Here is a 24473-nt window from a genome sequence, read left to right on the forward strand (position 1 = left end):
CCCAGGCTCGTGTTCCTACCATTTGTAACGAAGCACGCCTTTGCCAGCATAATTGGCGCTGGAACCTGAAAACTCGGCATCAAAAGCTGCTCCGAGTGAAAGGCCATTGGTCCAGCTCATCTCGGCCGAAATGCTGGCAAGTCCAACATCTTTGGGCTGCGATGCGCCATTGACCACAAATCCCGCTCTCGGCAGGGCGTTTATTGCAGCGAAAACATTACGTTCATTGTTGAAATTACGGCCCCAGGCAAGGCGGCCACGCGTTGTAAACACACCATCCGAGAGTGCGGTGAACTTGTCGATGCTCAAGCCCAGTTCGCTGCGTCCAACCGTCTCCTTTTGAGAAGAATAGTTAAGCGCATAGGTGTCGCTGCCTGCGTATGCTTTTTCCGAATAGGATGGCAGATCGAAACTCACAAACTCGCCTGCAGCATAAGCCGTTATGCCGAGCCATGGCGTCTCAAAGCGATAGCCAGCCTCAAGTCGCCCCGACCATGAATTGGCACGATAGCTGCCATTGAGCTGATCCGCTTCGTAGAATGAAACTGTACGTTCGGTATCAATGCTCTGCCCACCATAAGCAAGCGCACCAGTGATGTAGGCATTGCCAATATTATGTCTGCCGTAGAGACCTGCCTGAAACAGATCGGAGTCACCGCTACCCATGCCATCTGTGAGGCTGAATTTGGTGCCGCCGCCAGCAACTGCAAAGCCGATGATAGTATCGGGCGAAACCAGATAGTCCGCGCCAACAGCAACGCCATAAACGCGAGCACGGGCATCATGTGAGCCTATAGTCGCATTGCTATCGGTTGAACGAGCGCCGCCGTAGCCAGCACCCCAAACACTCCAGCGATTTGCAAAAGTGCTCGCATCTGGTGTTTGCGATGTGGTGATACGTCCGGCTCGACCCGTTACCAGTGGATCGGCAAGCGTATTCATAAACTGACTCATAGCATCAACGGTGGTTTGCTGTGCTGCTGTTGCTAGTTCTCCGGAAACCGCGCTTAGCCTGTCCGCGTCCAATGCTCCGAAGGCGACGGGGATCTGGCCGTTCTCGTCAAAGTAGTTGACGAGCGCTGTCGAAACATTTTGCTGGTTTACATTCAAACCACCAATGCTCATTTCGAGATCAAGATAAACATTATTGGCATCATAGCGCAGAAGCGAGGCGAAATTCTCTGGCAGATCTGTTGTCACTTCTTCGCCAAAGGTTGTGCCTGAAAGGCCTCCATCCGCGGAGAGAATATTGTAACGCTTCATTATGTAAGCGCCCGGGTCAAACATCGCGCGGACGGTGGCACCGCCCAAATCCGCCTGGCCTGAAACATTGACCTTATCCGAATTGGTCGGTGAAACCTCAACCTGATAAGTGGATGATGCTGTAAGCTGCAGATCACCTGCCACGTTTAAGGTGCCGATTGAATTGCCGGGAGCAAGTGTGCCGCCATTGACAAAGGTTTGCCCTACAATACCGTTGCCGCCAAGCTCTGCGCCTTCGTACACTCTTGTCAGTATCGAAGAACCGATGGAGCCATTAACGGCGAGTCGCCCGGCCAATACATCGGTTGCCCCTGTGTAACTGCTATCTCCTGTGAGAATGACAGTGCCTTCGCCTTTCTGTTGAAAGCCGCCGGTCCCGCTGATTTTCCCTGTAAATACAAATGCGTCAGAGCGATTGAAGGCCAGCGTCCCATTATTGGCAACATCGCCTGTGATCCAGCCTGATTTGCCACCGCTGCCGATCTGAAGCGTACCGCTCTCGATGTTCGTGCCGCTGGTGTAGTAATTATCGGCATCAAGGATGAGTGTGCCGGACCCAGCCTGCACCACTGCGCCGGTGCCGACGATCAGGCCTGAAAAAGTATAATCATCGCTGCGATTGAATGCGAGCGTACCATCATTGAGCACGTAGCCGCCGATCGATCCGGTTTCGCCGCCGTTGCCGACCTCTAACGTACCTGAAGTGATGAATGTGTTGCCGGTATAGCTGTGATCGCCGGTCAGGATGGTTGTCCCTGAGCCCAGCTGAAGAACCGCGCCTTCTCCGGAAATGATGCCGTTGTAAGTATAGGTGTTTGAACGATCAAAGGTCAGCAGACTGTTATTGACGATATTGCCTGTAAGGGAGCCGGTCGTGCCGCCATTACCAATTTGCAATATGCCGCCAGCAACTACAGTTCCCTGACCATAGCTGCCATTGCCAGAGATGATGAGCCGTCCGGCGCCATCCTTGTGGAGCGTGCCCAAAGATCCGGTTACTGGGCCGCTTAATTCGAGCGTTGTGCCGAAGATTGTATTGATTGTGGCATTTCCAACCAAAGTCACCTGACGATTAAGTTCGATATCGGCAAGAGTTATCAGCGCAGCGTGATTGTTGATCTCAAGTCTGGAAAAGCCAGAGTTCAGGCCGATGTTCTGTGCATCGGAGATCGCAAGCGAACCACCGTAAATTGTGGTGCTGCCGTAATAAGAATTATTGCCAGTAAGCACGAGCATACCGCTGCCGGTCTTGATCAGATTGCTGTCAAAGTTGTTACCGGTTATTCTTCCAGCGAAAATAGTATCGGTATCCTGCGCGATTGTGAGGGTGGACGCATTAATCGAAATTTGACCGTCACTTCCGGTCAGCGAACGCATCCGCAGATCCATACCGTTCAGGTCGAGCAAGCCGCCCGTGACCACATAGTCGGAGTTGTATGCGATTGCTGAATAGTTATTTTCTTCGATGCGCAACGTACCGTCGTTAATCCAGGTACCACCGGACCAGCTGTTAGCTCCACTAAGCAGAAGCGTACCGCCGCCATCCTTGAACAACATGCCACTGCCGGTAACGCCACCCGAAAGCTTCATTTCTTCGCCAAGGAGAACATTAATCGTCGACACGCCGCCAAGCGTTATGGCCTGGGTCATGTCAAAGCTGTTCGCCGTTCGCAGCATAGCATTGTCGATAATGAGAGTATTGCTGGATGCACCAAGGTTCTGCATCGAGGCTATTTGAAGTATGCCACCGCTGACGTAAGTATTACCGCTATATGTATTGTTTCCCCATAGAACGAGCAGGCCATCTCCGGTTTTTTCAAGGCCTGATGTGCCGGTAATGTCGGCACTGATCACAGCCCCTTCATTGTTGAGGACACGTATTTCTGGCACATCGATTTCAAGACCGGGACCGCTATAGCCCACCAGATTAAGCGTTGCACCCGCACTGCCATCAATTCGGTAATTGCCACCCGAAAACTGCAATCCGACCGCCGATTGAGCGCCTTCAATCGTGACCACACCGCCCAACCCACGGAAGATGGCATAGCCATGGCCCCATGTGGTGTCAGCCGTACCGCCAATTGGATCTGACCAATTTTGATTTGCAGTGTTCCATGTACCATCCTGATTACTTCCGCCAGGAATACCACCATCCCACAGCTGAAGAATGTTCAGCCCCTGAGGACTGACAAGCAGGTCAACTGCCCGTGAAACGGAAGTGTCGACGGTGTAATTGTAGCCAAAAGGCGTGGTTTGAGGCGTTGAAGCGATATTCAGCCCGCCATTTTGCTGCGTAAGGCTGCCGGTATAGGAAATCAAACGATGATAGCCGATCGCTGGTTCACCTGAGATATTCAAGGTCGTACCATTCAAAGCAACGTTACCGTTAACGACAGTTGTTGCGCTGATTGCTGTTCCGCCAACGACGAGATTATAATTATAAACCCCGCCGCTATTGAACGTCGCCTTGCCGTTGACGATGAGCGATGCGGCATCGCTCGGCAAGAATGTCCCGCCAGAATTCAGTGTGAGATCGCCATTGATAGTCATCGACCGCGTGCCGGTTGGTGCGAGAATGCCACCTGCATCAATAATTGTCGTTCCAACCTCACCTGAACCCTCCAGCCGTCCGGCATTGCTGAGAGTCAGCGTGCCTCCGAGTTTGGCTCTTTCGGCCATGTCTAAGGTACTGTTGGTGACAGTCGCATTACCATTGAAAAGCGAGCTGTCGCCAGTCAGCTTGGTTGTTCCTGAAAGAAATTTGAGGTTCGCAAAACCCGATATCGAAGCATCAAAACTAAAGTCAGTCGCATTATGATTAAAGACTGCGTCTGTAAAGGGCGCGAGCATGAGGTCATTTCCGACAAAAAAGCCGGGTGCCTCCGCATCCTCTCCTTCAACAGCACCAATATTCACAACCCCATAGGCTCCGTTGTCACCAACATCTATATAGCCACGCGGAGCACCGACAGTCGCACCATCTGAAATAGTCAGTGAGCCATGTCCGCCGTCATTATCAGCGTTGCCTCCGCTGACGTATATTTCCTGCGCTGTCCATTTTGTTCCTGTACCCGTGACAACAGCAGACCCGGTTGAACCGGAGTTTCGACCGATGGCAACTTTACCGGACTGAACCTGTGCACCGCCGGAAGCAGTCATGGTTCCCTGACCGGAACCGCCGACAATCACCATGCCATCTACAGTGAGTTTCGACTGCGGGCCTGTAATGCTGGCCATACCCGAGACCGAGCTATTCTCGCCAATCAGCAGATCTTTTCCAACTTTGACAGTGCCGCCATCGGAAATCTCAAGGTTGCCCGTGTTGATATTGCCAACAAGAAGAGACTGATCCACAGTCCATTTCGCGGAATCTGCAGTGCCGTTTCCCTTGACGACAACTCCACCTCCATCAATGAAACCGATATCGGATAGTAAATCAGATTGATTTCCAAGAACCAGTCGGCCAGCATTAACGCTTACATCTGCAAAGCGCGAGCTCGTTTTTCCGCTCAGCGTCCAAATGCCTTCATCCTGCTTCATAAGATGGTTCAAACCAAGATACTGGGTTCCGATATTCGTGAGATCAAAGGTTGCATTCTCATTGCCAGACAAAGATAGTAAAGCGTCAGTACCCAGATTGACGCCACCGATAAATTGATAACCATTGCGAAGCTGGAGAACATTATTGGTGCCGTTGATGGAAACAGCGTTTGCGCGCGTTCCATCAGAACCAAGACCGCCGGAAATCATTCCTGCAACATTGACGATCGATTGAGATGCAGAGCCTTCAATCCCAATGCCACCAGTGGAACCATCGCCGCCCTGAATAACCGCGCCCACACCGACCTCTATTCGCAGGTCTGTGCCAGAGTCGATCCATATGCCCTGACCGCCTTTGCCCGCGACGCCTGACTGACCGTTGCGGGGGGACATATTGCCTTTGTAGACTGCTCCCCGGCCTCCGCCTGCTCCCCGATCTCCGCCTTGTCCGCCTCTTACGCTTGCGCCTTCGCCAAGGATAAGGTGGCTATGATCCGCATTCTGTCCACCCAATACGATACCAGTTCCACCGTCTCCGCCGTTACCGCCATCGCCACCATTGCCGAAATTAGAATTGTTAGCGTAATCGCTGTTACCACCCCAGCCACCCTGACCACCTTTTCCGCCGTTGCCGCCGAAAACGGCAGTGTTCGGTGTAAGGTAAATGGATGCAAGAAAGCCTTCAGCCAGAATGCCTGCGCCGCCATTGCCGCCGTTACCGCCTGTGCCACCATTGCCACCAAAGGCATTATTCAGGCTGGCATCGGTTACTCCTGCGCCTCCGTCGCCACCATAACCGCCATCACCACCGTTGCCAGCGCTGATATTGGCCGAAATGTTCGCGGCAACCTGATCGGTAGGGAGTAAGCCCGTGTTCGATGAGGTGAAGGCTAAGCCTGCACCGCCGCCGCCGCCGCCGCCACCGCCTCCACCGCCGCCGCCTGCTCCATCCCAATGAAAAGTGAACGGGTAAATTGCTGCTGAATATCCAATGCCGCCTATGGCGCCATTGCCACCCCTGCCACCGCTAACGCCGATAATCGAAGTTGAAATGTTATAGAGTGAACCAGAAGATAGGCGATTTATTGCCCAGCCACCGGCACCGCCGCCGCCACTACCGCCATCATGTCCATTGTTGAACGGAACTGGAACCCATCCTTTTCCGGCCCCATTCGCTCCTTTTGTGCCGTCCGCGCCAGGATAGTTTGCTTGGCCGCCCAAACCACCGCCCCAGGCATGTGGCCCGCTGCCTCCCCGCCCGCCGGTTTCGGCGTTTGCAGATGTTGAGTTTCTGCCGCCGCCGCCACCGCCACCGCCACCATTGAGATGAGACGCAGCGCCGGAGCCGCCATTAAGAGGTGAGCTGCTGGCATGTTTTCCGCCGGCGCCACCATGGCCCGATGTTTGTTGGGCAAGGGCTAGACATGGTGTAAACAGGAAGCCGGATATGAGTGCCGCACCCGTCATTGTGGGAAGTATGCGTGCCATCGCTGTCGAAGCAGACAGAGACTTCGTTCGCTTTTGCCTGCTCTGCCTTACTTTTGAGGGTTGTCTTTTGTTAAATCCGACAGTCAGAATGAAAGTTTGGAACCCCAAGTCAAGAAATGTCATCCGGTTCGCCCAGCGCCGAGTTTAAAAACAGATGCACAGTTCATCTTTGGTTTTTGAAAATCAGCAATCGCTTTAGGACCAATCGACATATGGGTTCGATGAATCAACAATTATAGCCTGCTAATTCATCGTAAATTCGGACGTAACTCATGACGCTTCGTATCTTTCAAACATCATTTAGATGTCGCGTCTGAGGTTATGCTGAAGTGCGACTTTTGCAGTTTGGGCTTACGCATAACCGATTCAAGTAAATTTGAAGTTGAGTTCATAGTTTTCTGGCAAAAGTGCAGCTCCTGTTGGCTATCATCGAACGAAAAAAGGCTACTTCTATTTCTATGACCATAGGAAGCATTTTTCCACTTCGAAGCACACCGAAGGTTTCAGTTTAAAACTGCTTCAAAAAATGCAGGAACTGAAAAGCTGGCACAGATTGCATGCGAAGACTAAAAGTTGTCGGGTCTGTATCCATTTTTGAATTATGTAATTACAAATGATACGGTGGGCATGTTTTCGGAATGCATTTGATTTTTTGTAAATATTACTAAATGATACAATTAGGACGTATACATAACATGGGGGGATGTATGCTAAATTCTGCAGGAAATTTGGTTTCATCTCATAATATAAGTTCCGTTGAAGCTATTGAAATTATAAAGACAAGCGCTGGAAATGGATGGGCAAACCTGCACGCTTTCACTGTTAAAGTGCAGCCCTTCAGTTCTTCATTTACTGCTGTTGATTCGCTGCTTGTTTCCATGGTTCTTAAGGGGCATGCGCGAGGCAAATGGAAAGTAGATGGGGTGGTATCGGAAATACTCCTTCAGCCGGGGTCGTTAATAATTCTTCCTCCTGATAAATGTGTCGAGATTGATATTAAAGATCCTGTTGAGTTTATAAATATTTATGTATCTAAAAGGCTTCTCAGTGACATCATCATAGAGTTTTCTTCCGCGGGCAGTGGCCTCTTGCGATTAGATCACAGCTTGTCGGTTTTTGACGATTTTCTTGAGCAGACAATAAGTTCTTTAAAAGAAATACTTTATTTTGGCGGGCGGTTCTCTGCGATAGAAGTGCAATATATAGCACGTGTTATAGTGGCGCGGGTTGTTTCAAAATATTCAACAAATACAACCGAAGAATTGAACACGGAAGGGGGGTTGTCTGTTTCTGTTCTGCAGAAAACTTTCGACTTCATTGATCAAAATCTGCACCGTCGGATTGTTATCGAGCGATTGGCTGAAACATCTGGTGTCGGTGCTGCACAGTTTGCGCGATTGTTTAAGCGTGCCACCAATGTGACGTTGCATCAATATATTATAAAACGTAGGGTGGAGCGTGCAAGCGAGCTTCTTTCTGAAACGCAGATGCCAATAGCTGAAATTGCGCATGAGTGCGGATTTGCGGATCAAGTTCATTTAACGCGCTTTTTCGGCCGTATTATTGGAACTAGCCCCGCATCTTTTAGAAAAAAGAAGCGTCGATCAAATTGAGACGTAGCTACATTAATTAAAAAAAATTGCAATTATCATACAAAAGCCGTCGATATCAGCATAGACAAAACATCGTCTGTAGATAAATTCTAAAATAAATAGTTATCGTATTTGAGGGGGTGATTCAGCATTAATTATGAAATGAAGATTGCTCGCTTTATTGCAGGCAAAAATTCTTGCTATGGGTAGTGTGTAAATTTGTTACCATAATTCCGATAGCAGCGTGCGTGCTACGGTTGATCTTGGTCAAACCGGCACTGCGACTTATATTGTTACTCCTGGTAACGGTCAAAATGTGACTGTGACGCAAACCGATGCGGCTGGCATTGTGTCGGATGCAACGTCTTCAACACTACCCGATACGCTGGCGCCTGATGCGCTCTTGGGTGGAATTGACGAAGTCGTTCTGTTTTCGAGAGTGCACGCGATAGCGTCACAAATAGCTAATCAAAATTCATTTATCCAATGAACTCGCGGTTTGCATAAAGAGATCTAGCATTATTTCGCGTTTTTTTACTAATTGCAGTAAATTTAGTAAGATAGGTTAATTTAATATTGATGAGATTAATTAATATTTTCGTCAAATAATATTGACATTTTGTCAGTGTTGGAAAATATTATTATAAGTGCTGGTCTAATATATTATTTTATTAGAGGGGTGGACAATTTCGTGCAAAAAAGCGCAATTTTATACAAAGTTGGTCTTGGTGCTGTTTTGATATATTCGTCTTTATATCCCGCTACTGTCGATGCCCAAACCAATATCAATGGTAATCTTAGTGTTCAAATAACCATTCAAAATGAATGCTCGCTCGGTGCTATTGCGGGTGTAAATTTTGGAACTACGGGTTTGCTTGCTACAGAAAAAGCGCAGACGGGCCAAATTACTGTAACTTGTACGAAGGGTGCTGATTTTACGCTTACTTTGGATAAAGGTTTGGGAACGGGTTCCACAGAAGCGCTGCGGCTTATGACGAAGTCGGGTGGTACGGATACAGTACAATATTCGCTCTATCGCGATGCGCAGCATACTCTACTCTGGGGAACGACGACGAACGGTTACTCCGGGTCGGGCACTGGGACATCACAACAGCTGAATGTTTATGGTCGTGTTCCGCCTCAGGATACGCCTTCGGCTGGTGTTTATCAGGATACAGTTCAAGTCACATTGACGTATTAAGACGCGTCGCGTTGTGTTCAAGTTAGCGCGTCGAGAGATTGTAATTCCTACCGCATGTTTCAATCTTCGACGCTGTTTACTTCGGACCAACATGTATTGACGGATGTATATTATGAAATGGTTTATCCAGGCATTCTTTGTAGCGCTGCTATGTTCTGTTGTGTGTGTCAAAGTTAGTTTTGCAGCTAACCTGCATGTCACCCCCGTCGGACTGAATTTAACGGCACCCGTTGGTGCGGGTCTCGTGACTATCCGTAATGATGGTAAAGCACCAATTACTGTTCAATTGCGCGTCTTTAAGTGGGACCAAAAAACCGGTGAAGACGTATATCTTCCGACCAAAGATGTTGTTGCAAGCCCACCAATGGTGAAATTGGCTCCGGGTGCGCAGCAAGCAGTCAGGGTTGTGCGGACGACAAAGGGTATAAAGGGGCAGGAGACCTACAGATTATTAGTAGATGAGCTTCCAACGGCTTCAAATGCAACGCAAAGTGGCGTTCGTTTTCTTGTCAGGCAGTCAATTCCGGTTTTCTTTAACGACACGTCGGTATCCGGTTCGAAAGTCAAATGGACCGCATCATCTAATGGGCGACAATTGATATTGTCAGCACAGAATAGTGGGGCGGACCGTCTCAAAGTTAGTCAGCTTCTTCTGAAAGATCATAACGGTAAAGGAGTTGCACGCATTGATGGCCTTGCTGGCTATGTTTTGGGTGGTCGCACAAAAAAATGGGTTTTCGCCATTCCTGCGGGTCTTGCCGTTCCGGGGCGTAAATTCACTTTGACAGCAGAAGATGACAAGGGACCAATCCGTGCCAGTGTCTCGATTAGTTCGGGTGGCTAGTTTCATTTGCTTGTTTACTTCATTCTGGGCGTTGCCTGTTGCATCGGCGCCCCCAGAGATAACTCAAGGCGATGCTAGCGCCGAGACTTCAGCTCAAGATCTCTATCTTGAGGTTTATGTGAATGGTGCTTCCACTGAGATGGTCGCAGCTGTTCGTAGAGCGCTGGATGGTCAGCTTTCTATGCCTGCCGATCAGTTGAACGGTGTTGGACTTCAGGCTGGTGAGGGTGCCAAACAATCCGATAACTATGTCGCGCTGGATGATCTAAAAGACGTAACCTATCGCGTGGACGATGCCACTCAGTCAATCTATTTCGATGCAGCAGATGATGCGCGTGTTGCACGGAAAATTGGTGATATTTCGGAGAATACCGAAGCATTAAAGCTTAAGCGCGATTTTGGTGGCCTTCTCAACTATTCAGTTTTTGGAAATTTCTCTGGTGATAATCGGTTTGGTTCGCCCCAATATCAGGGACTTTCTGCCTCGTTTGACGCGCGGATGTTCTCTGCATTTGGTCTTCTGGAAAGTGGCTTTATTGTCACGTCGGCCCCCAATGAGACCTACGCTTCTAGACGGTTGGCGACGAGTTGGAGTTATTCTGATCCGGAACGCTTAATGACTTATGCAGCGGGTGATATCATTACCGGAGGTCTGTCATGGACACGTCCTGTCCGGCTTGGTGGCATGCAGATCCGCAGAAGTTTTAATCTCCGTCCAGACTTAGTAACTATGCCGATGCCGGAGTTGACTGGCAGTGCGGCGGTCCCATCAACGGTTGAAGTCTATGCAAACAATCTGCGACGGTTCACAGGAGAAGTGGGTACAGGCCCATTTCAGGTGACAGGCGTCCCATTTGTCAGTGGCCCTGGCACTGTTCAGGTCATTGTTAAAGATCAGTTTGGCCGTGAAACAGTAAAAGAAATGCCTTTTTTCGTTTCATCGCGCATGCTGGCGAAAGGCCTGATCGACTTTAGTTTCGAGGGCGGATTTGCGCGCCGTGATTTTGGGTTGAGAACGGATAATTATGATGATCGCTTTGTCGGTTCTGGCAGTATACGTTATGGGCTTACGCAGCGCCTGACGCTTGAAGCCCATGCGGAGGGCGGTGCTGGCCTAATTTCGGGAGGCGCGGCTGCGCTCTTTAATGTCGGCTCATTTGGTATCGTATCGGTGAATGCTGCTGCAAGTCATGCAGATAGTGTTATCGGATATCGTGTGGGCGGTTCGTTGGAAGTGTCGTTTTATGACTGGCGATTTTTTGCCAGTACCCAAAGAACCATAGGTGACTACAATGATATTGCTTCTATTACATCAAGGATCAAGAACCTTTCCGAGTTGACAACCATTCAAAACCCTCGCTCTGTCGATCAGGTAACGCTTTCGCCGCCGATATTTCGTGACGGTTCTTCGCTTAATCTGAACTTTGCCCATCTCAAGGATTTTGATGGGCAAAGTTCAAGTATCTTAGGTCTGTCGTATAGCCGTCCGTTTGTCGGGAAAAGCACGCTTTATGCGAATGGTTATATGGATGTTGCCCAATCTGGTTCCTTTGGAATGTTTGTCGGCCTCTCGATGCCACTAGGCGGGGGCTCCGTCTCCTCTGGTGTAGAAACGACGGATCAAGGCACGCGGCTTCTCACAGATTACAGTTATCCACTTGGACCTGACCCGTGGAGCGTTGGATGGCGGCTTCAGGACTCAGAAGGATATTTCAATGAGAGGCAGGCTGGTGTCACAGTGCGTACCCCTGTTGCACGTGTGGAGGCGACAGGCCGTCAATATGATTCCGGGAGTGGCGGTACATTGGAAGTCTCAGGTGCTATCGCTTCCGCCGCCGGCGGAGTATTTCTGTCAGATCGAATTTATGATGCTTTCGCTGTCGTCGATGCTGGCGCACCAGATGTTCCTGTAACGGTTCACAACCGATCTGCTGGTAAGACAGGGAGAAATGGGAAGCTCCTTGTTCCCGATCTGCTGTCATTGCAAACAAATCTTATTGAGATCGATCCAAGCAACCTTCCAGTTGATATTGATATCCCCGCGACACGAGCGGAAGTGACACCAGCGGAAAAAGGAGGTGTTGTCGTTCGCTTTGGTATTAAGCCCGATAAAGCGACAGCACTGGTAACATTTGTCCGTTCAGATGGTTCGGCTATACCTGTTGGGGCAGAAGGTCGACTTGCGGGAGCAGATGAGCCATTTGTCGTTGGCTATGATGGGCAGACTTATGTCCGCGGCTTAACTAACAGCAACAGTGTTGAAATTGAACTCCCGGATAGCGTTGACGGTAGCGTGACTTGTCGCGCAGACTTTCCGTTTCATGCGGTCAAAGGAAGCCAGGTCACTTTGGAGAACGTGGTATGCCGATGAAAATTATCATGAAAATCTGTATAGTCGCTCTGCTCGGGATGCCATCGTTGATGTTTTCTACCAATAACTCTGACGCATTGAGTTGCACAGCTACTATATCAAGTCCTATCAATTTTGGTATAGTTGATACATTGGGGAGTACTGCAACCAATACGCAGGGGTTGTTGACTGTGACCTGTTCGGTAACCGCGCTTGACCTGGGTAATTTGCTTCTTGGTATAGCTATTTGCCCCGGTGTTGGTAATGGGTCAGGTGGTGCATCAACTGGTACGCGCTTATTGACTGGACCAGGTGGCAGCCTCCGATATCAAATATATTCAGACGCAAACAGGCAGGTTCCGTGGGGAGGGTATACAGGGGGGCTTTTGTTTGGTGATGCGCCCTTATTTCGCATGACGGCACAAGTGGGCACTGTATCACAAAGCTGGCCAATTTATGCATCTGTGCCGGGGCAACAAAACATCACGCCAGGTCAGTATGTCAGCACCTTTAGTGGAACTGCGGGCACTCAGATACGCTATGGTTCTTTGGGAAGTTTGCTCGGTTGCAGTTCTCTTGGTGCTACATTGTCTACGACTGCGAACTTTACTGTTCAAGCGACAGTTAGCCCGAAGTGCAATGTTCTTGCACCCGATAACATCAATTTTGGTACACGTGGACTACTGAAAAATAATGCCGCTGCGCAAGGAACGGTTCGTCTCTCCTGCACACAAACTACGAATTATGCAGTCGCTTTAGAAACAGGTGGTGTTTCACCAACCGCGCGACTTATGAAAAACGGAGCCAATAGTGTAATCTATGGACTGTACAAAGATAGCCAGCATCTTCAGCCATGGGGAGATGCGGCGGGACAAACCTATAGTTCTGCGGGCACGGGAACCACAACGTCAATTCCCGTTTACGGGCTGGTTTTGCCACAGGCAACGCCACCTGCAGGTGTTTACACCGACACGGTTATTGTTCGGATAACCTATTAGGTGCGGCTGATATTCTCCGCCTGATTGGTATCGTAGGGTGAAGATTGACTATGGTCTCCATGTTTAGATGAAGTTTACATATCTTCATTTGCATCATGGTTTATTCGACTGCAAACCTCTCATTCCACCCACGATTAGAGCAGAGATTGAAAAGTGTGAATCGGTTTCGGACTAAGATGTGCGTTAGAATAAATATTTAAAGCGCCGGTCTGCGTCAGTCAGGCCAGTTGTCTATCAACTCAAAACGGCGCGCTTTCCATCTTATCGCGATCTGAACAGCTTTAATTTCGTCAGTAGCGAGATAAACGAGGCCTTGATTCAACAGCTTCATCGCGCTGACATTCTCAATGATGCACATAATATCGCTTTTGGTTGGTGGACCCGGAATGGGTGAGAGACATATCGCCACCGCCATTGGTGTACAGGCGATTAAACTCTACCATATCCTTGAAACTGAAAATGACATCTTCCCCTTCAAAACAGTTCTGTACAGGAAGCAGAACGAGCAAAGAAAAATTGAAATTTGACCGTGATTGAAAACCTCAACATTACTTCAAAAGTGCATTTCTTTACAAATGCAATCAAAGATTGCGTTTGATGTTACAAGGGAAACAGAGGTGCGGGATTAGCCCCTTCCACCTCTGAAAGTGAAGGACACGTATCACCAACGTTTCAGCACGATCTCGTCCGATGAAGTGTAAGCATAGAATCCTGCGGTGGGCCCATATGCATGTGTTGTTGCAAGAGCTACCGCAGCGCGGGCACCCTCTTCGGGCGAATGCCCGGGTCCGTTTCCGGTCATGTCAGTCGACGTTAGGCCAGGGTCCACTGCATTCACTTTAATTCCTTCCCGATCCAACACCTTCGCGAGCTTGACAGTCAACATATTCAGTGCCGTCTTGGAGGCGCAGTACCCGCCAAAACCGACCGACCAGGTTTCGCTCCGCATGTCGAGTGCATCTGTCAAGGAACTAAGGCCACTGCTCATCATGACGATCCGAGCCGCCCTGGATTTGCGTAACAACGGCAAAAAGGCTTGAGTAACGCGCATCACCCCTAACACGTTCGTATCGAACATTTGCTGCATCTCATCAATTGACTCCTCAGCAAGTGAAGAAGGTGAGACGAACATGAGACCGGCATTGTTGACCAATACATCCAGACAACCGCTCTCGCTCTCGACCGTTTTGACGGCGTTGGAAACACTGGCACCGTCTGTAACGTCAAGTTGAAGGAGACGAGCATCAATCCCATCGCCACGCAGTGTGCGAGCTGCAATCTCACCGCGTGAAATGTCCCGGCAACCCAGCCAAACGATATATCCCGCTTGACCTAGTTGCCTTGCAATTGCGTGGCCGATCCCCTTGTTTGCTCCGGTGATGAGAGCGATAGGCGAGGTATGAATCATCAGAATGTCCCTGATTGTTTTAGATTGCAGAGACGTACTACGAATTTCGTATTATTCAAATATCGTATTTTGCGATTTGCTGCGTCAGCCGCAAAAAAATAGCCTGGTCAGCCGGATCGAGTGCCTCAAGCATTGCTTTGCAAGAGGCGCGATATCCATCAATATAGCCTGCGACGGCTTGATGCCCCTTATCGGTCAGCGATAAGGCAACCGACCTGCGGTTCGTCTCGGGCCGCTGCCGTTCAATTATCTCCCGACGCACCAACCGGTCGATAGAAGACGACATTGTTGTGAGTGCCACCTGAAGATGCCGGGCAACATCGCCCAAATTACAGGCGGGATGCTCATCGATAAAAATGAGCGCCTGAATGTCGAGGGCGTTGAGCGAATATTGCATCGCTGCCGCAGCCTCAGTGACCTTGAAGCGACGGGTAAAGCGCTCAAACGAAACAGCAAGTTGTTCGATCTGGTCGGATGTCGGTTGTGTCATTTCCGCTATTAAGCATTTTCGGCCTTTGGATGTAAGCCGAATAGGCCAAAAATACGCTCGGTTGTTGTTGCTTCTCCCGATTATTTAGAAGGTCACGGCATACCGCTGCACCCGCTTGATCTGATGAAGCACCATTGCATTCGCGCCAGAATGGTCAGTGGTCGCTATTACCCGTGGGAGTTCGAAAATCAGGGCGAGGAACTGCGCGTCGATCTTCCCGGTCAATTGGTTCTTGATGAAAGCGGCCTGATGCTCGAAGCTGCTCTTGCAGGTGCGGGACCTGCATATCTCTCTGAATTCGCGGTAGAACCACACCTGAAAACGGGTAAACTCATTCAGATCCTAAATGAATGGACTCCACCTCACGATGGATTGTGTTTCTACTATCACGGACGCAGGTATGTACCGGCCAAGCTTCGTGCATTTATCGAACTTGCCAGAAGCTATGCATCATCCCGATAAATAGAAGAAAACGGCGCTGATTACGTATTTCGGCGCCAATATCTTTCAGGCCTTTCGTCTGAGATCAGCCTGCACCTGTCAGCAAGCTGAAAAGACCCGCCAGCGCTGAAGGTTCGTCAGAAGTCAGGTACAGCGCAGATTTCACCCCTGTCGAAAAGGCATTGTTACGTAAGGTTTAAGAGAAAATTGCCACCGGGCTTTAACATCGGAATGGAAAGCTGGTTAATCTCGTTGGAATCCCAGAGTGCAAAAATACTTCAATTTGTGTGGTTGCGATCCATTATGAAAAGTAAGCGCTATAAACAAATTAGAAATGCCGTCAGTTTCAAATCAGAGTGCATGCTCTTAAATACTGCGAGTGCCTTAAATTTAGCTTGCTGCCTATTTTCTAGGCAGCGGAAGGCTGACATGGGATCATTGCGTAATTGGCGTTTAGCTATTCTTGCTTGCCCTTACCCAATTTGAAGCCATCTTCAGCGGCTAATTTACTAAACCAGCTCGTGCTCATCAGAGAAGTGTGAAACTGGCACGACATTTGCTTTGTCTGTTTCAGATATAACGGCAGCCTCCAAAGCCGTCGTTAGACAGTTAATGATTTGATATAAAGAGACTGGACGATGACCAAATATAAGCTCGAATACATATGGCTCGACGGCTTTACTCCGACACCTGGCTTGCGTGGCAAAACACAGGTCAAGGAATATGATGCGTTTCCAACGCTTGAACAATTGCCGTTTTGGGGTTTTGATGGCTCGTCGACCATGCAGGCAGAGGGGCGCAGCTCTGATTGTGTGCTAAAGCCTGTCGCTGTTTATCCCGATCCAGCACGGTCGAATGGTGTCCTTGTCATGTGCGAAGTCATGATGCCAGATGGCGTTACACCGCACGTTTCCAACAGCCGCGCGACGATCCTCGAAGATGAAGACGCATGGTTCGGCTTCGAGCAGGAATATTTTTTCTACCAGAACGGTCGCCCTCTTGGATTTCCTGAACAAGGTTATCCTGCTCCACAAGGGCCATACTATTGTGGTGTAGGATCCAACAGCGTTGGACCAATCGCGCGCCAGATCGTCGAAGAGCATTTAGATCTTTGCCTGGCCGCTGGGATTAATCATGAAGGCATCAATGCCGAAGTCGCTAAGGGCCAGTGGGAGTTTCAGATTTTTGGCAAGGGCTCGAAAAATGCGGCTGATCAGATGTGGATGGCTCGTTATTTGTTACAGCGTCTGACCGAGAAGTATGGCATCGATATTGAATACCACTGCAAGCCGCTCGGTGATACGGATTGGAATGGTTCGGGTATGCATTGCAACTTCTCAACGCAACACATGCGTGAAGTTGGCGGCAAAGATTATTTTGAAGCCTTAATGAAGCAGTTCGAAAAAAACCTTAATGAGCATATTGAGGTTTATGGTCCGGATAATCATATGCGACTTACCGGCAAACACGAAACAGCTCCGTGGAATAAGTTTTCCTACGGCGTTGCAGATCGAGGCGCATCTATCCGTGTTCCTCACTCCTTTGTTAAGAACGATTATCGAGGCTATCTGGAGGACCGTCGCCCAAATTCACAGGGTTGCCCGTATCAGATAGCTTCGCAGGTTCTCAAAACTATTTCTGAAGTTCCAACACCTGAAGCTGAATCGTTGGCGGCTTAATTATATTCAATATTTTCTATGTGCATCAATGGTCAGTTGATGCACATAGTTCCGTTTCGACCGCGGCTGCATAATAATTCACCCAGAACGTGATAGATACACTGGTGTGAGCAGCCTTTGTTCCATCTAAAGATCTCGTCTTAAGTAAGTAGGCTTGCTCTGGTGCTGATTTGATAGAGCGAAGCGGAAACGTTGCGTTGCGTTACGGCAAGGAATGGCGCTGTAGCTCATCAGCAGCGTTTCACGATAAATTTCCGAATACGAACCGTTGTGTCGCCTCGTGACGGAAGCGGTGTTAGATTATAATACAAAGCGGTATTAGAGCTGTTGCGTGATCCCGTTGCGGATGCGCTTGACGACCGTCATAATCAAAAGCAGACAAAGAACCGGCTGCACCCAGAATGCCCAATCTGGTAAAGCCCCATCAATAGCGACCCACGCGCCAAGCACGCCGAAAACTACAGCGCGGTCGCTCTTGCCCATCGGCCCATCATAACGGCGGCTAGATCCGAGTGAGGCTGCCGTCACGCCGACAAATTCAGTCAGCGTGGCGATAAAGATAATCGCGAAAATCCAGAATGCAGAAAACGGCGCGATGATCGCAAAAGGTGCATAGAGCGCGGCATCAGAAATCACGTCGCCAATCTCGTTGAGATAGGCACCGAGCGTGGATTTTTGACCATGCTCGCGTGCCAGCATTCCATCAACCGCATTGAGCGCCATGCGCAGAAATAGCCAGACTGGCACCAGTGCAAACCAGAACGCATTCCAGTTCAGGCCAAGAAAAGCACCAAGAACAATTGAAACCAGTGCAGCTGCAATCGTGACCTGATTGGCCGTCACACTCTGCTCTGCAAGCCGCACTACAAGCGGTCGCAACACGTTCTGAAAGCGGGATTTCAATTGGTAGACAGACATAAGAAACCTTCGGAAATGACGATTAATTAGAAATCAGCTATTTGAGACCAGCTTTAGCTCGTTTATTCAAATATTCTATTCTACTCAATAATTATTGAGGAGAATAAGTTAGAGGACTTACTGAGAGGAGTGGGAATGAACCAGCGTGCAGGACTGACGGGGCATGAGGCCGCATCACATCGTGAGGCGCAGGAATCCCATTTCGTCACCCATGACGGCACTTCGCTGTTTTATCGTTTCTGGCCTGCGCTGTCTGAAAAGCCCAAAGGCGTGATTGTGCTGCTGCATCGCGGGCACGAGCATAGCGGACGAGTGAAACATCTCGTTGATGAGCTTGGCCTTGATGATTACGCCTTCTATGCCTGGGATGCACGCGGCCACGGAAACTCGCCGGGCGTCCGCGGCTTTTCACCGTCCTTCGGTGCGTCGGTCCGCGATCTCGATAGTTTCGTTTCCTATATTCGTAATGAAACCGGCGTAAGAAACGAAGATGTGGCGTTGATTGCGCAGAGCGTCGGCGCGGTTCTTGCAGCCATATGGGTGCATGACTATGCGCCTAATATCCGTGCGCTTGTCATGGCGTCGCCAGCCTTCGACATCAAGCTTTATGTGCCTTTCGCCAAAGAGGGCATCGCGCTCTGGCAGAAACTCAAAGGCATGTTCTTCGTCAATTCCTACGTCAAACCGCAGTTTTTGACCCATGATCGGGAGCGCATTGAATCCTATCGCAACGATCCGCTGATTACCCGGCCCATCGCCTCGCATATTCTGCTTCAGCTTAATGAGGCGGCGAAGCGCGTGGTGGACGATGCGCGGGCGATTACAGTTCCGACACAGCTTCTCATTTCTGGCAGCGATTTTGTCGTGCGGCCAACGCCGCAGCATCGCTTTTTTGAAAACCTCGGCAGCCGCGTGAAAGAGCGCCATGTGCTCAAAGGTTTTTACCATGACACGCTCGGCGAGCGCGACCGCAAACCAGCGCTCACGCTGATCCATGATTTTATCGAAGCGCGTTTTGCAGTGGCGCCACAGCGCGCTGATCTGACGGATGCGCATATTGCAGGCCACACCCGCGACGAGGCAGACAAACTATCCAGCCCGCTGCCGCTGCTTTCACCACGCGGGCTTTACTGGGCATCAACGCGTGCCTCCATCAGCTTTGGCTCGCTTTTATCGAATGGCCTGAGTGTTGGTCGTCGCACCGGCTTTGATTCCGGTTCCACGCTCGATTATGTCTATGAAAACGAAGCGCGTGGCATAGGCCCCGGCGGCAAACTCATCGATAAACAGTTTCTGGAAGCAATCGGCTGGCGCGGCATTCGCCAACGCAAAGTGCATCTTGAAGAACTGATCCGACATGCGATCCGGCGGCTCGAAAACGAAGGTCGCTCGACCAACATCCTCGACATTGCCTGCGGTCATGGCCGCTATGTGATTGATGCCGTGGTGCGTGCTGGCGAATTGCCGAACAGCATTCATCTGCGCGATTATTCACCGATCAATGTGCTTGCCGGACGCAAGCTCATCAAAGAGCGCGGACTTGAGGCCATCGCTCATATGGAAGAAGGCGACGCTTTTGACGACGAAAGCCTTGCAAGCATCACGCCGCAACCAGATCTTGCAATTGTTTCGGGGCTTTATGAGCTGTTTGCGGATAATGCGCTGATCAACCGTTCGCTTTCGGGCCTCGCCCGTGTGCAGAAGCCGGGCTCACTGCTCATTTACACCAACCAGCCATGGCATCCGCAGCTTGAAATGATCGCGCGTGCGCTGACGTCACATCGCGGCGGACAGGCTTGGGTCATGCGTCGCCGCACGCAGGGAGAAATGGATCAGCTTGTTGAAGAGGCAGGCTATCGCAAGATCGAACAGCGCATTGATCAATGGGGCATTTTCACTGTCTCGATCGCCGAACGCACCGGAGACAATGCAGCGTGATCACACGACTGGCAGACCATGATGGTTTCTCTCGGCGGGCTGTCATCCGCCGTTCAATCCTCTGGCTGTTGTTTCTCGGCCCCTTTTTCTATCTGACCTATGGCACCGCCAACTGGCTTGCATCACTCTATCATGATGTGCCAAACCTCGCTTTCAACTGGGAAGGCCATATTCCCTTTATCGCGTGGAGCATCATTCCCTACTGGTCGGTCAATCTGTTTTACGCAATTGCGCTGTTCATCAATGACAGCCCGGAACAGGTAGACAGACTGGCAAAACGTTATCTCACAGCACAGATCATCGCTGTTCTGTGTTTTGTTGCCTTTCCGCTGACCGCCACTTTTGTTAAGCCTGAAACGTCCGGGCTTCCGGGCTTTATGTTCAATGTGCTGGGCGGATTTGATAAGCCGTTCAATCAGGCACCTTCACTGCATATTGCCCTGCTGATTATCATCTGGGATCAGATGCGCGGCGTGATGAACTTTGGCCTGCGCGTGATATGGCATATCTGGTGTCTGCTGATCGGATTATCGGTGCTGACCACCTATCAGCATCATGCGGTTGATATTCCGGCAGGCGCTTTGCTCGGGCTGTTTGCTCTGTGGCTTTTCCCACGCAATACGCCATCGCCTTTGGCAGATTTTCAGCTCACATTAGACCCGAAATCCCGGCGTATCGGCTTGTATTATCTTGCGGGGGCGTCAGTTTTTCTTGCGCTGGGCGTCCATGGCCTCTGCATAACTGGCTATGCCATTTTCTGGCTCTGGCCTGCAACCGCACTTGCAATCGTGGCGCTCGGCTATTTCGGTGCGGGTTCTGGCATTTTTGAGAAACAAACTAACGGCTCGGTCAGTTTTGCCAGCCGCCTTTTGCTCTGGCCTTACCGCTTCTTTGCCCGGCTGAATATCCGCTTGTGGACGCGCAAATTTCCAGCCCATGTCGAACTTGGCAACAATGTTTTTCTCGGACGCTTCCCCAAGGCTAAAGACCTGCATTTTTTTTCGACCGTTATTGATCTCGCATCCGAAATGGTGCCACACGCGCACTCTATTGATTGGAAAAGCTACGGCACGATTGATCTCATCAAGCTTCCAGCAGAAAAGCTTCGGCTCGCATCGGATGCGGTCGAAGTTGCACGCCATCACGGTCCGGTACTCATTTGTTGCGCGTTGGGCTTTCAACGCAGCGCCACCGTTGCAGCCCACTGGCTTATCAACACAGGCCGCGTGAACAATCAACGCGAAGCCGAAGCGCTGATCCGCGCAAAAGGCTGGCCGGTGCATCTCCACTCGGCTGAGGTGCATCAATGAGCGCGCAGGCATCAAGCATCGCGGCAAGTTTGCAGCGCAACGCCTATCTCGGCATTGCACTGGCCGTATTGATATTGGCTATCGCGCCGTTCTTGCGTGCTGTCCATGATCTCACCTTCTGGCTGGTGTGGCCGGTTCTGCTTTTGAGCACACTGAGCGCTCTTGGAATTGCAGCGCATCTGCTTTTTGATGCCGCACTTTTCCGACTGGTTGCTGCAAATCCTGTTGAAGAGGCAGGGCTGATCGAACTTGATAAGGTTCTTGAGAAAATGGGTTTGCGAGAAGCTATCGGCCCCACCCGTTTGCTTTCTGAGCGCATCGCCGGTTCTAGGCGCATCATCATGCGGATGCGGTTTTTTCTGATACTGGCTATCGCGCTGTTCTTTCTTCTGGCCTTCGTGCCACATGGTCAGGGGCTTTGACATGCGGGAGCTGATCCGTCATCAGGTGCAATCGATTTTCGGCTCGTTACTCGCGATCCTCTCACGCGGGATCACCGGCGTGCGGCCCATCTGGAACGGCACCGGACCCTCGCGCAACCAGCGCATATATTTTGCCAACCACACCAGCCATGGTGATTTCATTCTGCTTTCCTCCTGTCTTAACCAGGAAGAACGCGCCCGGACCCGTGCTGTCGCTGGTGCCGATTACTGGCGCGGCAATGCCGTGCGCCAGTTCATGGCAGAAGTGCTGCTGCGAACCGTGCTTGTGGAACGCAATTGGGTGGAACGCACGCAAGACCCGATGGAAGTGATGCTGAAAGCGCTGGCCGATGGTCATTCGCTCATCATCTTTCCGGAAGGCACACGCAACATGAGTGATGAAGCGCTGCTGCGTTTTCGCTCCGGCATCTACAATCTTGCGCTGGCGCGGCCCGATGTCGAACTGGTGCCATGCTGGATTGAAAATATGTCACGTGTGCTGCCAAAGGGCGCAATGCTGCCTGTGCCGCTGCTTTGCCGCGTCATTTTCGGTGCGCCGGTTAAACTCAATATGGGCGAAGATCGCAGGGATTTCTTGACCCGCGCCCGCCAAAGCCTTCTCGATATTCAGCCTCAGAATGGTAATCACCCATGAGCGAAACAACCCAGCTTTTCCTTGGCCTCATGGGCGTTCTGGTAACAGCCAGCACTGTTGCCGGTGTATTGTCGTGGCGCGCACCAAAGCCGCTTTCATCCACACTGGTTAACCTCAATGCCCGCATCAAAGCATGGTGGATCATGGTCGGCGCCATGTGCATCGCCTTCCTGTTCGGCAAAGGCGGCGTGATCGTGCTGTTTGCACTCATTTCTTTCGCATCCTTGCGCGAATATGCAACGCTGACACAAACCCGCCGCGCTGATCACCGTGTCTTGCTCGGCATGTTTCTGCTGGTCATTCCGGTACAGTATTATCTGATCTGGACCGACTGGTATGGCCTCTATTCCATCTTCATCCCGGTCTATTGCTTCCTCGCCATGCCGGTGCTGACCGCTCTTTCCGGAGATACATCGCGCTTTCTCGAACGCATCAGCGAGCAGCAATGGGGAATCATGCTCTCGGTCTATTGCATCAGCCATGTGCCTGCGCTGATGACGCTGGATATTGCGGGCTATGACGGCAAAGAACTGCTGCTGATAGCCTTTCTGGTTGCGACTGTTCAGGGCAGCGACGTGCTGCAATATATTTTTGGCAAGCTCTTCGGCAAACATCGTATTGCGCCCAATATCTCCCCGTCCAAGACATGGGAAGGGTTTGTCGGTGGGATAGCTGCCGCCTCGCTGCTGGGTGCTGGGCTTGCATGGCTTACACCTTTTTCGCCCGTTCAGGCGGGTGCGCTTGCCGCAGCTGTCTGCATTATGGGCTTTTTTGGCGGGCTGGTCGCATCGGCCATCAAACGTGACCGCGGGGTGAAAGATTGGGGGCATATGATTGAAGGTCATGGCGGCATGCTCGACCGTGCCGACAGCCTTGTTTTCTCAGCGCCTGTCTTCTTCCATATTGTCCGGTATTTCTGGACCTAACAGAGTGGGGCGAGTGCTTAAAGCGGTTTTTTGAATAAGATACGCGAAAGCTATCCTAGCCAGCGGCATCCAAATTGCATGTGTATTGCACGCCTTGAGTTGTAAGGAATATCTGGTTCATATTTTCAAAAGATATTTCATATCCCTGCTCCCCCTTGAATAAATTGAGGGGGGTGGAGCTAACTCTTTCAAAAATACGCTCTTTACTGAAAGCATTGAGTATTAAGCTATCTGGCTTATCCTGTGCAATAATAATCTCAATGGCATTATCATGGTCGCAGATATAGGAATAACGATCTTCATCGCTATTTGCGAATGCGACGCCCGGCATGAGTAACAAAAGTGCAATTATGTACTGGCGCATCAAACATTACCTCAAAGTCGGACAAACGGAACCTGTTCTATATCTTCTACAACAATATCTGCATAGACGAGATAGCGTAACGACCCTTGCGTGATGGCATCAAAAGGATAACACGTTGCAAGAACGAGATGCGAGCCCGATGCATGAATATCAACCTGGGCCTCGTCCCAGCGCGTAATTGTCATATGGGTGGTGCGATAAGTATATGTCTTTCCGTCATTGCGCGTAACACGGATAAGGTCTCCTTTTTCAATATCTTTGAGAAAAGCAAAATGCGTATCACGATGCGCCGCATAGACTGCGGTTCCGCTATCCCCGGCCTGCGGGGTATTTTGTAAATGGCCGGGACCAAAGGCCAGAGATTGTCCACTCACATCACTCAAAGCAATAGCGGACATTTCCAGTCGTGGCGCTTCGATACGTGCGACCGGCCAGGTATCAGCCCAACGCCATGGTTTTACCTTCTCACCAGAGTTGATGCTCTGTGAAAAAGCTCGTTCCAGAAGAATTTGTGCTGCATAGGCCTTTGCATGGATCCAGAGCCCTTGACTGAAAAGTACGAGGCCGCAGACAATTATGGTAATCGAGACGAGCTTTATGGAAGCGCGCAACATAGCGCGCTCCGTTGGTTTGGGTTTCTGAGCTA

Annotated in this window: 20 protein-coding genes; 14 read left to right on the forward strand and 6 right to left on the reverse strand. The window is 50.4% G+C overall.

The genetic code is table 11. The features are described 5' to 3' along the window. Positions 1-15 precede the first annotated feature (15 nt). Positions 16-6414 carry an autotransporter-associated beta strand repeat-containing protein gene (locus ACOZHT_RS22155; RefSeq protein ID WP_421566613.1) on the reverse strand — a complete coding sequence of 2133 codons (6399 nt, stop codon included), beginning with the start codon at positions 6412-6414 and terminating at the stop codon, positions 16-18. A gap of 584 nt (positions 6415-6998) precedes the next feature. Here ACOZHT_RS22155 and ACOZHT_RS22160 point away from each other — a divergent pair. The 7 genes from ACOZHT_RS22160 to ACOZHT_RS22190 all read left to right on the forward strand — a co-directional run bounded on the left by ACOZHT_RS22160 (position 6999) and on the right by ACOZHT_RS22190 (position 13803). Continuing rightward, positions 6999-7904 carry a helix-turn-helix domain-containing protein gene (locus ACOZHT_RS22160; RefSeq protein ID WP_421566614.1) on the forward strand — a complete coding sequence of 302 codons (906 nt, stop codon included), beginning with the start codon at positions 6999-7001 and terminating at the stop codon, positions 7902-7904. Between the two features lie 223 nt (positions 7905-8127). Beyond that, positions 8128-8373 carry a hypothetical protein gene (locus tag ACOZHT_RS22165; RefSeq protein ID WP_421566615.1) on the forward strand — a complete coding sequence of 82 codons (246 nt, stop codon included), beginning with the start codon at positions 8128-8130 and terminating at the stop codon, positions 8371-8373. A 201-nt stretch (positions 8374-8574) separates the two neighbouring features. Next, the gene (locus tag ACOZHT_RS22170; protein WP_421566616.1) at positions 8575-9084 is read left to right on the forward strand and encodes a spore coat U domain-containing protein; all 510 of its coding nucleotides are present in this window, start codon (positions 8575-8577) and stop codon (positions 9082-9084) included. A gap of 112 nt (positions 9085-9196) precedes the next feature. Next, positions 9197-9928 carry a molecular chaperone gene (locus ACOZHT_RS22175; RefSeq protein ID WP_421566617.1) on the forward strand — a complete coding sequence of 244 codons (732 nt, stop codon included), beginning with the start codon at positions 9197-9199 and terminating at the stop codon, positions 9926-9928. 118 nt (positions 9929-10046) lie between these two features. After that, positions 10047-12299 (forward strand): fimbria/pilus outer membrane usher protein, encoded by a 2253-nt coding sequence (locus tag ACOZHT_RS22180; protein ID WP_421566618.1) that lies wholly within the window; start codon positions 10047-10049, stop codon positions 12297-12299. Continuing rightward, the gene (locus tag ACOZHT_RS22185; RefSeq protein ID WP_421566619.1) at positions 12290-13276 is read left to right on the forward strand and encodes a spore coat U domain-containing protein; all 987 of its coding nucleotides are present in this window, start codon (positions 12290-12292) and stop codon (positions 13274-13276) included. Before ACOZHT_RS22180 ends, ACOZHT_RS22185 begins: the two co-directional genes overlap by 10 nt. Positions 13277-13662: 386 nt before the next feature. Next, complete coding sequence (locus ACOZHT_RS22190; protein WP_421566620.1) at positions 13663-13803, forward strand: hypothetical protein; 141 nt, start codon at positions 13663-13665, stop codon at positions 13801-13803. A gap of 134 nt (positions 13804-13937) precedes the next feature. Here ACOZHT_RS22190 and ACOZHT_RS22195 read toward each other — a convergent pair whose 3' ends face one another. Next, positions 13938-14684, reverse strand: coding sequence for an SDR family oxidoreductase (locus ACOZHT_RS22195; protein ID WP_421566621.1), 747 nt, complete (start codon positions 14682-14684; stop codon positions 13938-13940). Positions 14685-14739: 55 nt separating this feature from the next. Next, entirely contained in the window at positions 14740-15174 is a 435-nt protein-coding gene (locus ACOZHT_RS22200; protein ID WP_421566622.1) for a MarR family winged helix-turn-helix transcriptional regulator, read from the reverse strand. Positions 15175-15225: 51 nt separating this feature from the next. Between ACOZHT_RS22200 and ACOZHT_RS22205 the strand changes: the two genes are divergently transcribed. Continuing rightward, positions 15226-15636 (forward strand): LysR substrate-binding domain-containing protein, encoded by a 411-nt coding sequence (locus ACOZHT_RS22205; protein ID WP_421566661.1) that lies wholly within the window; start codon positions 15226-15228, stop codon positions 15634-15636. Between the two features lie 617 nt (positions 15637-16253). Further along, positions 16254-17294, forward strand: a complete 1041-nt coding sequence (locus ACOZHT_RS22210; protein ID WP_310014149.1) for a glutamine synthetase beta-grasp domain-containing protein — start codon at positions 16254-16256, stop codon at positions 17292-17294. Positions 17295-17612: 318 nt separating this feature from the next. Here ACOZHT_RS22210 and ACOZHT_RS22215 read toward each other — a convergent pair whose 3' ends face one another. Then, the gene (locus ACOZHT_RS22215; RefSeq protein ID WP_421566623.1) at positions 17613-18212 is read right to left on the reverse strand and encodes a CDP-alcohol phosphatidyltransferase family protein; all 600 of its coding nucleotides are present in this window, start codon (positions 18210-18212) and stop codon (positions 17613-17615) included. Positions 18213-18347: 135 nt separating this feature from the next. Here ACOZHT_RS22215 and ACOZHT_RS22220 point away from each other — a divergent pair, with 135 nt between their 5' ends. The 5 genes from ACOZHT_RS22220 to ACOZHT_RS22240 are packed head-to-tail and all read left to right on the forward strand — an operon-like array spanning position 18348 to position 23463. Continuing rightward, the gene (locus ACOZHT_RS22220; protein WP_421566624.1) at positions 18348-20150 is read left to right on the forward strand and encodes a bifunctional alpha/beta hydrolase/class I SAM-dependent methyltransferase; all 1803 of its coding nucleotides are present in this window, start codon (positions 18348-18350) and stop codon (positions 20148-20150) included. Then, positions 20147-21460: a phosphatase PAP2/dual specificity phosphatase family protein gene (locus tag ACOZHT_RS22225; RefSeq protein ID WP_421566625.1), complete on the forward strand. Its 1314-nt coding sequence runs from the start codon at positions 20147-20149 to the stop codon at positions 21458-21460. Before ACOZHT_RS22220 ends, ACOZHT_RS22225 begins: the two co-directional genes overlap by 4 nt. Further along, complete coding sequence (locus ACOZHT_RS22230) at positions 21457-21882, forward strand: hypothetical protein (RefSeq protein WP_421566626.1); 426 nt, start codon at positions 21457-21459, stop codon at positions 21880-21882. The genes ACOZHT_RS22225 and ACOZHT_RS22230 overlap by 4 nt, the downstream gene beginning before the upstream one ends. Before the next feature lies 1 nt (position 21883). After that, entirely contained in the window at positions 21884-22537 is a 654-nt protein-coding gene (locus ACOZHT_RS22235) for a lysophospholipid acyltransferase family protein (protein ID WP_421566627.1), read from the forward strand. Further along, complete coding sequence (locus ACOZHT_RS22240; RefSeq protein ID WP_421566628.1) at positions 22534-23463, forward strand: phosphatidate cytidylyltransferase; 930 nt, start codon at positions 22534-22536, stop codon at positions 23461-23463. Before ACOZHT_RS22235 ends, ACOZHT_RS22240 begins: the two co-directional genes overlap by 4 nt. Positions 23464-23518: 55 nt before the next feature. On the opposite strand, the gene ACOZHT_RS22245 is transcribed toward ACOZHT_RS22240, so the two are convergent. Beyond that, positions 23519-23827: a hypothetical protein gene (locus tag ACOZHT_RS22245; protein ID WP_421566629.1), complete on the reverse strand. Its 309-nt coding sequence runs from the start codon at positions 23825-23827 to the stop codon at positions 23519-23521. A gap of 11 nt (positions 23828-23838) precedes the next feature. After that, positions 23839-24441, reverse strand: a complete 603-nt coding sequence (locus ACOZHT_RS22250; protein WP_421566662.1) for a class GN sortase — start codon at positions 24439-24441, stop codon at positions 23839-23841. Between the last annotated feature and the right edge of the window lie 32 nt (positions 24442-24473).

This window comes from Ochrobactrum sp. EDr1-4, assembly GCF_049199085.1.
Classification (GTDB): domain Bacteria; phylum Pseudomonadota; class Alphaproteobacteria; order Rhizobiales; family Rhizobiaceae; genus Brucella.

Excerpts from the sequence above, each read along its gene's own strand:
- ACOZHT_RS22155 (WP_421566613.1), bottom strand. The coding sequence starts at position 6,414 with ATGACATTTCTTGACTTGGGGTTCCAAACTTTCATTCTGACTGTCGGA.
- ACOZHT_RS22160 (WP_421566614.1), top strand. The coding sequence starts at position 6,999 with ATGCTAAATTCTGCAGGAAATTTGGTTTCATCTCATAATATAAGTTCC.
- ACOZHT_RS22175 (WP_421566617.1), top strand. The coding sequence starts at position 9,197 with ATGAAATGGTTTATCCAGGCATTCTTTGTAGCGCTGCTATGTTCTGTT.
- ACOZHT_RS22185 (WP_421566619.1), top strand. The coding sequence starts at position 12,290 with ATGCCGATGAAAATTATCATGAAAATCTGTATAGTCGCTCTGCTCGGG.
- ACOZHT_RS22190 (WP_421566620.1), top strand. The coding sequence starts at position 13,663 with ATGGGTGAGAGACATATCGCCACCGCCATTGGTGTACAGGCGATTAAA.
- ACOZHT_RS22195 (WP_421566621.1), bottom strand. The coding sequence starts at position 14,684 with ATGATTCATACCTCGCCTATCGCTCTCATCACCGGAGCAAACAAGGGG.
- ACOZHT_RS22200 (WP_421566622.1), bottom strand. The coding sequence starts at position 15,174 with ATGACACAACCGACATCCGACCAGATCGAACAACTTGCTGTTTCGTTT.
- ACOZHT_RS22210 (WP_310014149.1), top strand. The coding sequence starts at position 16,254 with ATGACCAAATATAAGCTCGAATACATATGGCTCGACGGCTTTACTCCG.
- ACOZHT_RS22215 (WP_421566623.1), bottom strand. The coding sequence starts at position 18,212 with ATGTCTGTCTACCAATTGAAATCCCGCTTTCAGAACGTGTTGCGACCG.
- ACOZHT_RS22220 (WP_421566624.1), top strand. The coding sequence starts at position 18,348 with ATGAACCAGCGTGCAGGACTGACGGGGCATGAGGCCGCATCACATCGT.
- ACOZHT_RS22230 (WP_421566626.1), top strand. The coding sequence starts at position 21,457 with ATGAGCGCGCAGGCATCAAGCATCGCGGCAAGTTTGCAGCGCAACGCC.
- ACOZHT_RS22235 (WP_421566627.1), top strand. The coding sequence starts at position 21,884 with ATGCGGGAGCTGATCCGTCATCAGGTGCAATCGATTTTCGGCTCGTTA.
- ACOZHT_RS22240 (WP_421566628.1), top strand. The coding sequence starts at position 22,534 with ATGAGCGAAACAACCCAGCTTTTCCTTGGCCTCATGGGCGTTCTGGTA.
- ACOZHT_RS22245 (WP_421566629.1), bottom strand. The coding sequence starts at position 23,827 with ATGCGCCAGTACATAATTGCACTTTTGTTACTCATGCCGGGCGTCGCA.
- ACOZHT_RS22250 (WP_421566662.1), bottom strand. The coding sequence starts at position 24,441 with ATGTTGCGCGCTTCCATAAAGCTCGTCTCGATTACCATAATTGTCTGC.